The following is a 1389-nucleotide window of genomic DNA, read 5'->3' as shown; positions in this document are numbered from 1 at the left end:
GTCGGTGGCGCCGCCGCGTACGGCTGCCGCGGCGGCGGCGCACGCCACGTCCGCCGCCAACGGGCAGCCACGGCAGCAGGATCCGGTGCCGGAGGGTGCCACGGCTGAGCACCGCCCGACGGCCTCCAGCCTCGGCTGAACCCTCGGTCCGGGCCCACCGGCCGGGGCCGCCCGTACCGGCCGACAGACGGCGTACGGACGGCACTTGAGCGGCGTACGGGCCGACACGGTGCGGACCGGGCCCCGCAGAGCAGACGAAGCAGACCAAGCAGACACAGCGACAGCGCAGACAGGGAAACGCAATGAGCATCGACTGGGCAGCACTCGGCCAGGTCTTCGGCGTCAGCCTCGTGGCCACGGTCGTCCTGGTGGGCGTGTTCACGCTCGGCATCGTGGGCTCGTCCACGGGCCGTACGCAGGGCGCGCAGGGCGGCGGCGCGTCCGTGCTGGCGCGCACGGGGGCGTACGTGTGCTTCGCGCTGTGCGCGGCGGCCGTCGCGTACGGCATCTACATCATCACCGCGGCCTGACGGACCGCGCCGCGCCCGGAGGGGACCGGGCGGGAGGCGGCCTCAACACCGGCGTCCCGGCGGGCTCTTGAGCGGCGGCCCCCGGACACGGAAGGGGTACGGAGCAGCGCTCCGTACCCCTTTCCGTTGCCCCCGCCCGGCCGCCCGTGTGTCTGCTCACACTCTCCCGCCGCAGGTCAGCGGCGAGTTGACGCCTCTACCGGTACGTGGTGGACTGCCGATGCCCAACGGCAGCAAGGAGAGGAAGCCGGTGCGAATCCGGCGCGGTCCCGCCACTGTCACCGGGGAGCGCACCCCAACCGAAGGCCACGGCCCGTGTGTTGACGGGCTGGAAGGCCGGGGTACGCGGCGATCCGGGAGCCAGGAGACTCTCGCCGCCGGCACGTCGAACCAGGGCGAGGACCCTGAGTGAGGACTCCAGCATGCGTGGCTTCCCGGCCTCTCCCGCGCTCCTGCCCGCTCCCGTCCCCCGGCCTCTCCCCGTCCTTCCGTCCGCGGCGTACGCAACGGGACCTGCCCCCGGGCCGCTCCGCGCGTGCCGCCCGGTCCGCCGAGGCACCACGACGGCACGCTGACGGTGCCGGCTCTCCGCACCGCCCCTCCCCCGTCCCGGCGCACGGCAGCACGGACGCAACCGGGCGCGTACGTCCGCGAGTTGGCCCCGTATCTGCGCGGTACGGCCCCATACGTCTGCGGAACGGCGCTGGGTCATCTCGGCGATCTGCTGCTGGGCGATCCACGGCGCGGGCATCCCGTGGCCGCCTTCGGCCGGGCCGCCGGTGCCGCGGAGCGCGCGCTGTGGCGTGACCACCGTGCGGCCGGGGCGCTGCACACCGCGCTGTGCGTCGCCGGTGCCGCG

At 74.9% G+C, this 1389-nt stretch carries 1 protein-coding gene, 1 pseudogene and 1 riboswitch; the gene and the pseudogene both read left to right on the top strand.

What is annotated here, in order from left to right; all coding sequences use genetic code 11:
- Nucleotides 1–302 precede the first annotated feature (302 nt).
- Complete coding sequence (locus tag AN218_RS19575; RefSeq protein WP_070018193.1) at nt 303–530, top strand: hypothetical protein; 228 nt, start codon at nt 303–305, stop codon at nt 528–530.
- A gap of 193 nt (nt 531–723) precedes the next feature.
- Nucleotides 724–920: riboswitch (cobalamin riboswitch) on the top strand.
- Between the two features lie 265 nt (nt 921–1185).
- Nucleotides 1186–1389: pseudogene (locus AN218_RS34650) on the top strand (cobalamin biosynthesis protein); the annotation flags it as partial.

The sequence above is a fragment of the Streptomyces nanshensis genome (genome assembly GCF_001751255.1).
Classification (GTDB): domain Bacteria; phylum Actinomycetota; class Actinomycetes; order Streptomycetales; family Streptomycetaceae; genus Streptomyces; species Streptomyces nanshensis_A.
Note: the sequence above shows the minus strand (reverse complement) of the source record. Positions and strands in the feature narration are given on the sequence as shown.